At 66.8% G+C, this 7,411-nt stretch carries 9 protein-coding genes and 1 pseudogene; 4 read left to right on the top strand and 6 right to left on the bottom strand.

All coding sequences use genetic code 11. From position 1 onward, the window contains the following. From ACTHJR_RS06575 to ACTHJR_RS06565, 3 genes and pseudogenes are all read right to left on the bottom strand, one after another. Positions 1–125 (bottom strand): annotated as a pseudogene (locus ACTHJR_RS06575) (DUF47 family protein); the annotation flags it as partial. A gap of 106 nt (positions 126–231) precedes the next feature. Beyond that, positions 232–681 carry a cupin domain-containing protein gene (locus tag ACTHJR_RS06570; RefSeq protein ID WP_440522325.1) on the bottom strand — a complete coding sequence of 150 codons (450 nt, stop codon included), beginning with the start codon at positions 679–681 and terminating at the stop codon, positions 232–234. 4 nt (positions 682–685) lie between these two features. Then, positions 686–1,018, bottom strand: coding sequence for a hypothetical protein (locus tag ACTHJR_RS06565; protein WP_440522324.1), 333 nt, complete (start codon positions 1,016–1,018; stop codon positions 686–688). A 69-nt stretch (positions 1,019–1,087) separates the two neighbouring features. Here ACTHJR_RS06565 and dapE point away from each other — a divergent pair, with 69 nt between their 5' ends. Both dapE and ACTHJR_RS06555 read left to right on the top strand, forming a co-directional pair. Next, positions 1,088–2,227: a succinyl-diaminopimelate desuccinylase gene (gene dapE, locus ACTHJR_RS06560; RefSeq protein WP_440522323.1), complete on the top strand. Its 1,140-nt coding sequence runs from the start codon at positions 1,088–1,090 to the stop codon at positions 2,225–2,227. A gap of 79 nt (positions 2,228–2,306) precedes the next feature. After that, positions 2,307–3,125, top strand: coding sequence for a helix-turn-helix domain-containing protein (locus tag ACTHJR_RS06555; RefSeq protein ID WP_440522322.1), 819 nt, complete (start codon positions 2,307–2,309; stop codon positions 3,123–3,125). On the opposite strand, the gene ACTHJR_RS06550 is transcribed toward ACTHJR_RS06555, so the two are convergent. Both ACTHJR_RS06550 and ACTHJR_RS06545 read right to left on the bottom strand, forming a co-directional pair. Further along, on the bottom strand, positions 3,122–4,495 hold the full coding sequence (locus ACTHJR_RS06550) for a cytochrome P450 (RefSeq protein ID WP_440522321.1): 1,374 nt from the start codon (positions 4,493–4,495) through the stop codon (positions 3,122–3,124). The genes ACTHJR_RS06555 and ACTHJR_RS06550 overlap by 4 nt on opposite strands. Before the next feature lie 58 nt (positions 4,496–4,553). Further along, entirely contained in the window at positions 4,554–5,282 is a 729-nt protein-coding gene (locus tag ACTHJR_RS06545; protein ID WP_440522320.1) for a hemerythrin domain-containing protein, read from the bottom strand. A gap of 145 nt (positions 5,283–5,427) precedes the next feature. Between ACTHJR_RS06545 and ACTHJR_RS06540 the strand changes: the two genes are divergently transcribed. Both ACTHJR_RS06540 and chrA read left to right on the top strand, forming a co-directional pair. Beyond that, on the top strand, positions 5,428–5,760 hold the full coding sequence (locus ACTHJR_RS06540) for a PadR family transcriptional regulator (RefSeq protein ID WP_440522326.1): 333 nt from the start codon (positions 5,428–5,430) through the stop codon (positions 5,758–5,760). Further along, positions 5,735–6,925 carry a chromate efflux transporter gene (gene chrA / locus ACTHJR_RS06535; RefSeq protein WP_440522319.1) on the top strand — a complete coding sequence of 397 codons (1,191 nt, stop codon included), beginning with the start codon at positions 5,735–5,737 and terminating at the stop codon, positions 6,923–6,925. Before ACTHJR_RS06540 ends, chrA begins: the two co-directional genes overlap by 26 nt. A gap of 45 nt (positions 6,926–6,970) precedes the next feature. Here the strand turns inward: chrA and ACTHJR_RS06530 are convergent. Continuing rightward, positions 6,971–7,411: SIS domain-containing protein (locus ACTHJR_RS06530; protein WP_440522318.1), on the bottom strand; the 441-nt coding region annotated here is incomplete at its 5' end.

Below are 7,411 nucleotides of genomic sequence, written 5' to 3'. Positions count from 1 at the left end.
GAGGGCGGATTGCCCTTGGGTATGACCCAGCGCCGGTTCTCGCGCGAGGTGACGAGCAGGATGCGGATCGGGGCGTCGCTGGCGGCGCCTTCGGTCCGGTACGGCAAAGCCGCGATCTGGCGAATTGTCAGAGCTCCCTTGCTGGCGGCCGCGCGAACGCGGCCAGGCCGACCGTTGCGCTAGCATCATGCATGGCCGCGCGCCATCACAAACCGGCGTCGCGGCCGTCGATCAAAACCCGCTCCCGTCTTTGCGCCGTTGTTCGGGCGAGCCGGCGAACAGATGCATGTCGATATCGGGATAATGGCAATCGCTGGCCTGCGGCCGGCCGACCGCGACGAACACGCAATCCTGCGCCGACCGATTCTGCAGGACATGGCCGTTGCCGTCGCCTTTCGGAAACGCCGCGATGTCGCCCGCGCGCATCGGATGCTCGCCGTCGTCATCGACCAGGACCGCCTCGCCCGACAGCATTACGACCATCTCGTCCTCGCCCTCGTGCCAATGCCGCTGCGACGACCAGGCGCCGGGCTTGAGCGTCACATGGCTGAACCCGAAATCGCTGATTCCGCTGGCCGGCGCGAGACGGCGGTACCAGCGTTCGCTGACGACATCGGCATAGATCGGCGGATAGCCGGTCGCGTTGGTCTGGGGGATCGCATCGAGGTCGAGCTTGGGCATGTCGCTATTTCCCCTTGGGCGGAGGCGCCGACAAACATTGCTCCGCGAACGGCATCACGTCGCCGCCGGACAGATCGTCGCGATCGTCGTCGGTGGCCGCGACCTTGGGAAAGCGAGTCCTGATCGCCGCGGCCACTGCCTGCGCATGCGCGACGCGCGCTTCGGTGACGGTGCGATCGCCGCCGGTGTTCTTGCTGTCGAGCATGTCGCGCGCGAGGCGGACGGCGGTATCGAGCCGGTCGGCCGCGGCGATGCAGCGCCCCGGCGTGAGGTCGATGGCGTCCTCCTCGGCGGGGGGAGCCGTCTGCACGGCGAGGGCGAGCAACAGGACAAGCATTGGCAATTCTCCGCACCCCCGTACGCGCGGACCTTTCCCTCCCGCTCGATGCAAGGCAAGAGGCAGATCGTGTCCAACCGGGGGAATTGCGTGCCCAACGTCGTCGAACTGACCAAGGCGCTGATCGCCGCCGAAAGCGTGACGCCCGCGACCGGCGAGCCATTCGACGTGCTGGCGCAAGCGCTGAGCGTGATCGGGTTCGAGATCGATCGCTTCACCACCGGCGAGGCGCCCGATGGGCCGGTCGAGAACATGATCGCGATCCGCCACGGCAAGGGGCCGCATCTCGCGTTCGCCGGGCATCTCGACGTGGTGCCGCCGGGCGACGGCTGGGCGAGCGGCGCGTTCGCGCCCGAGGTGCGCGGCGACCTGCTCTACGGCCGCGGCGCGGTCGACATGAAGGGTGCGATCGCCGCCTTCACCGCGGCCGCGGCGCGGGCCGAGGGCCCGACGCTCAGCTTGCTGATCACCGGCGACGAGGAAGGTCCCGCGATCTCCGGCACGCGCGCGATCCTCGACCGGATGGCGGCGCGCGGGCTCGAGCCTGATTTATGCCTGGTCGGCGAGCCGACATCGACCGCGCGGCTGGGTGACATGATCAAGATCGGGCGGCGCGGATCGGTCAATATCTGGATCGACGTGCCGGGGCGTCAGGGGCACGTCGCCTATCCGCACCTCGCCGACAATCCGATCCCGAAGCTGGTGGCCGCGCTGGCGGCGATCGACGCGATCACGCTGGACCAGGGCAATCACTGGTTCCAGCCCTCGAATATGGAGGTGACCGACGTCACCGTCGGCAATCCCGCGACCAACGTCATTCCCGCCAGGGCATCGGCGCGGCTGTCGATCCGCTTCAACGACGAACAGAATGGCGAAGACCTGGTAGCGCTGATCGAGCGGACGGTGAAGGCGCACGCCCCCGAGGCGCAGGTCATCGCGCGCATCTCGGGCGAGGCGTTCCTGACCGAGCCGGGCGCGCTGTCGGCACTCGTCACCGCCGCGATCGAGAAGGTTGCCGGCGTGCGCCCGACGCTATCGACGACCGGCGGTACCAGCGACGCGCGCTTCCTGTCGCAACTCTGCCCGACCGTCGAGTTCGGCCTGGTCAACGCGACGATGCACAAGACCGACGAAGCGGTGGCGATCGCCGATCTGGAAGCGCTGGTCGATATTTATGCGGAGATCATCGACGCCGCTCGACAAGCCTGAATCGATGGCTGCGGATCGTTAAGTTCGTTGTCCGTCGGCCGCCGCTACCCCGCATCCGAACGCAATTACGGGAAGAACCATGCCCAACGCCGCTGTCGCCCGCTTTCTCTCGCCCATCGGCGAGTTGTTGCGCGAATGGCGCGGTGCACGGCGGATGAGCCAACTGGATCTGTCGCTCGAAACGGGTATCTCGACCCGGCACCTGAGTTGCATCGAGACGGGCAAGGCGCGTGCGAGCCGCGAGATGGTGGCAAGACTGGCGGACGCGCTCGATATGCCGCTAAGGGACCGAAATGCGCTGCTGCGCGCCGCGGGCTATGCGCCGGTTCATCCGGAGAGCGAACTCGCCGCCCCCGCGCTCGATCGCGTACGGCGGGCGATCGACCTGATCCTCGCGCATCAGGAGCCTTATCCGGCCTTCGTCATCAGCAGGCATTGGGAAGTGCTGGAAGTCAACCAGGCGGCGATCCGGATGAATCGCTTCCTGTTCGGCGACTGGCAAAGCGCGCACAGCAATCTGATTCATCAATTGTTCGATCCCAATGACTTCCGCCAGGTTATTCTCAACTGGCCCGACGTCGCGCGGCGGTTTGTCCGGCACCTCCACGACGATCTCGCCGCCAATCCGACCGACCGCCGCATCCGCGCCTTGCTCGCCGAGGCCCTGTCCTATCCCGGCGTGCCGCAGCGTTGGCAATTGGGGGATGCCGATGACGACGGCGATCCGATTGTCACGTTCACCTTCGCCAGCCCGCGTGGGGAATTGCGTTTCTTCGAGACGATCACAACCTTCGCCGCGCCGCACGACGTGACGCTGGACGAAATAAGGATCGACTGCACCTTCCCTGCCGATGAACACACCGCCGCGGTCTGCGCGGAGTTGGCGCGACAGACCTAGAGTGCGATCACCCGTACGGGCAGGCCGTCCTTGGGCCGCGGGATCGGGAACATCTGCCACGTGTCTCCCGCGCCCGGATCGATCTCGATCCGATAGCGGCCGAGCAAATTCGCCATCAACAGCTTCATTTGCATCTGCGCGAAATGCAGGCCGAGGCACATATGCGCGCCCCCGCCATAGGGCACCCAGGCGAAGCGGTGGCGGCCCTTCGAATTCTCCGGCGTGAAACGCATCGGGTCGAACTTCTCGGGCTCGGGCCAGATGTCGGGCATGCGATGGGTCCAGGCGATGCCGACCCCCACGCTGGTCCCTGCGGGGATCGTGTAGCCGCCGAATTCGAAATCGCGCAGCGCGCGGCGCGGCAGCGACGGCACCGGTGGCATCATTCGCAGTGCTTCCTTGAAGGCGTAATCGGTGAGCACGAGCCGATCGAGTTGCTCGGTCACCGGCACCTCGCCGTCGAGCCCCCGCACTTCCTCGCGCAGCCGCTCCTGCCAGTCGGGATTGCGCGCCAGCAGCATCACCAGCGTGGTCGCCGACGAGGTGATCGTGTCGTGCGCGGCCATCATCAGGAAGTTCATGTGATCGGCGATCGCGTCGGCCGACAGCGGTTGCCCATCCTCGTCGGTCGCGCGGCAGAATTGCGAGAAGAAGTCCTCCCCATTGCCGCCGCGCGCGCCGTGACGCCGCGCGGGGATCTCGCGCTCGAACCAGTCGATCAGATAGGCGCGCGCTTTCACGCCCTTGCGCATCATCGTGCCGGGCAGGGGTATGCGGATCGGGGCGATGCTGGCCTGGACCTCATCGACGAACGCCTGGTTGATGCGGCTTGCCTCGGCGCCGAGCTCGACTCCGAGGAAACTGGTCGCGGCGAGGTCGAGCGTCAGCTTCTTGATCGCATCGTAGAAGCGCATCGAGCGCCCGCCCCAGCCCGCCACCTGCCGCGCGATGCCGGCGTCGAGCTGGGTCGCATAATGCCGCATCGGCTCGGGCTTGAACGCTACCGACAAAGTCTTGCGATCGGCGCGATGCTTGTCGAAATCCATCAGCATCAGCCCGCGTGGGAACAGCAGATTGAGCAGCGGTCCCCAGCCCTGTTCGGACGAGAACAGCCGATCGCGATCGAACAGGATCAACTCGTTCGCCTCGGGCCCGAGCAGCGCGACGTTTATCTCGCCGAACGAATGATTGCGATAGACCGGCCCGTAGCGCTCAACCATCTTGCGGCCGAACTTCCCCGGGTCGCGCAGCAGCTTCAGCGTGTTGCCGACCAGCGGCAGGCCGTAATTGCCGGGAATATGCGCCAGCGCGCCGCGAGACGGGTGCGGCAGCCAATGCGGGTTCGCGTCCAGCGTGTGGGCGTAGGCCATGGCGGCAGCTTATCCATCGTCCCGGCCGAACGGCAAGACGGCGTGGGCCGCCAGTCGGTCAGGCGCCGATCGCTGGCGCCGTGAAAGCCGCGAGATCCGAGACGCCCAGCGCCCGTTCGATCTTTTCGACCTTGGCCAATGCCATGTCGAAGCCGTCGCCGCCGAATTCGCGTTTTTCGATATCCTCGAACTGATCGCCGAGTTGCTCATAGGCCTTCTCGCCGATGCTCGCCTTGAATGCGGGAAAGATGATCGTGTCTTCGCGCGCCGCATGCGCTTCGTACATTCGGGTGAAAGCGAGCAGCGCTCGCGACAGCCTCTCGCCGTCGCCGGTCGCGATGCGGCCGGCCTTGGTGCGATCGAGCACGTAGGCGGTGATTTCCCGGCCCCGCGCGTGCTGCGCGAGCAACGTATCGACGATCGGCGCTCCCTTGCCGCCCGCCTTGCGCACGATCGGGAAGATGTGCTGCTCCTCGAGCAATTGCTCGTGATAACGTTCGCCGAACGTCCGGAACAGATCGGCCGCCTGGAACAGCGACGCGGCATCGACGCCGGCGCCGCCGGCCGCGAGCTTCGGCGCGATCTCGCGATAGGCGACCAGGATGCGTCGCAGGACGCCATGCTCGCGCATCAGGTCCTCGTTGGCGGTCACGTCCTCGTCGCCGGACTCCTTGTCTCCATCGCGATCCGCGGCACCCTTCGCACATCCCGAAAGAAGCGCGACGGAGGCCAGTCCTGCGCCGGCGATCAATCCAAAGGCGTCGCGACGATCACGATGTTCGATCATGGCATCCTCCTTCTGGTCACCAGCGGCGACGCGCGGCATGATCGACGCGGCAAGCTCTGGTCAGGAACAGCATGGAACGTTATCGGTTCCCGATATCGAAAATCGATCCGGCGGGGAAGCGGATTAGCCATGGTGTCTCGCCGTGATGGATCATCGCGAATTGCTGTCGGGTTTCGTTCGCCTCCACATCCTGCTCCACGCTGCCGACGCGCCGGTCTATGGCGCCTGGATCATCGAGGAATTGGCGCATCACGGCTATCGATTGAGCGCTGGGACTCTCTATCCGATGCTCCATGCACTGGAGAACAAGGGATATCTGATCAGCGAAGAGGAGCGCCATGGGCGCTCGGTCAGGCGCCTGTACCGAGCCACCGACCTGGGACGCGAAGGATTGCGCGTCGCGGAACGCCAGGCGCGCGAATTGTTCGGCGAGCTCGTCGATGGGCATGGGCGTGAGCGCCACCGGCCAAAGAGCTGAGCACGGATCGGCACGCGAAGTCCTCCTGGTATTCCTGAAGCTGGGCCTGACCGCGTTCGGCGGTCCGGTCGCGCATCTCGGCTATTTTCGCGACGAACTGGTGGTCCGCCGGCGCTGGCTCGACGAACGCGACTATGCCGAGTTGCTCGGCCTGTGCCAGTTCCTCCCGGGTCCGGCCTCGAGCCAATTGGGTTTCGCGCTTGGCCTGACGCGCGCGGGTCCGCTCGGCGGGGTGGCGGCCTGGATCGGGTTCACCTTGCCGTCGGCATTGCTCATGGCGGGATTCGCCCTGGCGGCCGGATCGCTCTCCGGGTCTTTCGAAAAGCCGCTGGTCCATGGTCTCAAGCTCGCCGCCGTCGCCATCGTCGCCCAAGCGTTGATCGGCATGGCGCGGAGGCTCACGCCGGATCTCCGCCGGGCCGCGATCGCACTGGCCGCCGCGGCGATCATGCTGTGGTTGGCGCGACCGGCCGCGCAGATCGCCCTGATCGGTGCGGGAGCGCTTGCCGGTCTGATCTTGTGCCGCGGTCATGAGCCATCGGCCTCGGATGCTCCTGGCTGGGCGCCGTCGAGAAGGGCCGGTGCGCTATTGTTGGCCGCGTTCGGCGCGCTGCTGATCGCGTTGCCTCTGTTCGCGTCGCTCGGACCCGATATCGCGCTGGCGGCGGTCTTCTATCGCGCCGGTGCGCTGGTGTTCGGGGGCGGCCATGTCGTCCTCCCGCTGCTACGCGCGAGCCTGGTGCCTGGCTGGATGACCGACGATAGGTTCCTGGCCGGCTATGGCGCGGCGCAGGCGGTGCCCGGTCCATTGTTCACGCTCGCCGCCTATCTGGGTGTCGCAGCGATGCCACATGCCGCGGCGTCGGGCGCGGTCATCGCAATCGTCGCGATCTTCGCGCCCGGCTTGATGCTGATCGCGGGCATCCTGCCCTATCGCGGTACGATCGCCCGCAGCCGCCGCGCGGGCGCCGCGGTCGCCGGGATCAATGCCAGCGTGGTCGGATTGCTGGGCGCGGCGCTGTACGACCCGGTCTGGATCAGCGCGGTCGGTTCGATCCGCGACGCGATCGTGGCCGGCGCCGCTCTCGTCGCGCTGACGCTACGAGTGCCGCCGATCGGAGTCGTCGCCGGATGCGTGCTGGTCAGTCTGTCGCTGGGCGGCTGAGCGCCAGAGCCGGTCGACGCATTGGCGCGCGGCCCCGGGGGCCGATCACTCCACCGTCACCGATTTCGCGAGGTTGCGCGGCTGGTCGACGTCGGTGCCCTTCGCCACGGCTACATGATAGGCCAGCAACTGCACCGGGACCGCGTACACCAGCGGCGCGATCAGCGGGTGGACCTTCGGCATCTCGATCGTCGCGAGGCAGCCCTCGCCGGCTTCGGCCAGCCCTTCGGCGTCGGAGATCAGCACGATCTTGCCGCCGCGCGCCTGGGTCTCCTGCATGTTGCTGACGGTCTTTTCGAACAGCGGCCCCGACGGGGCGATGACGATCACCGGCACATTCTCGTCGATCAGCGCGATCGGGCCGTGCTTCATCTCGCCCGCCGCATAGCCTTCGGCGTGAATATAGCTGATTTCCTTGAGCTTCAGCGCGCCCTCGAGCGCCAGCGGATAATCCGGACCGCGGCCGAGATAGAGCACGTCGCGCGC

The sequence above is a fragment of the Sphingomonas sp. genome, from assembly GCF_051962185.1.
GTDB lineage: Bacteria > Pseudomonadota > Alphaproteobacteria > Sphingomonadales > Sphingomonadaceae > Sphingomonas.
Note: the sequence above shows the minus strand (reverse complement) of the source record. Positions and strands in the feature narration are given on the sequence as shown.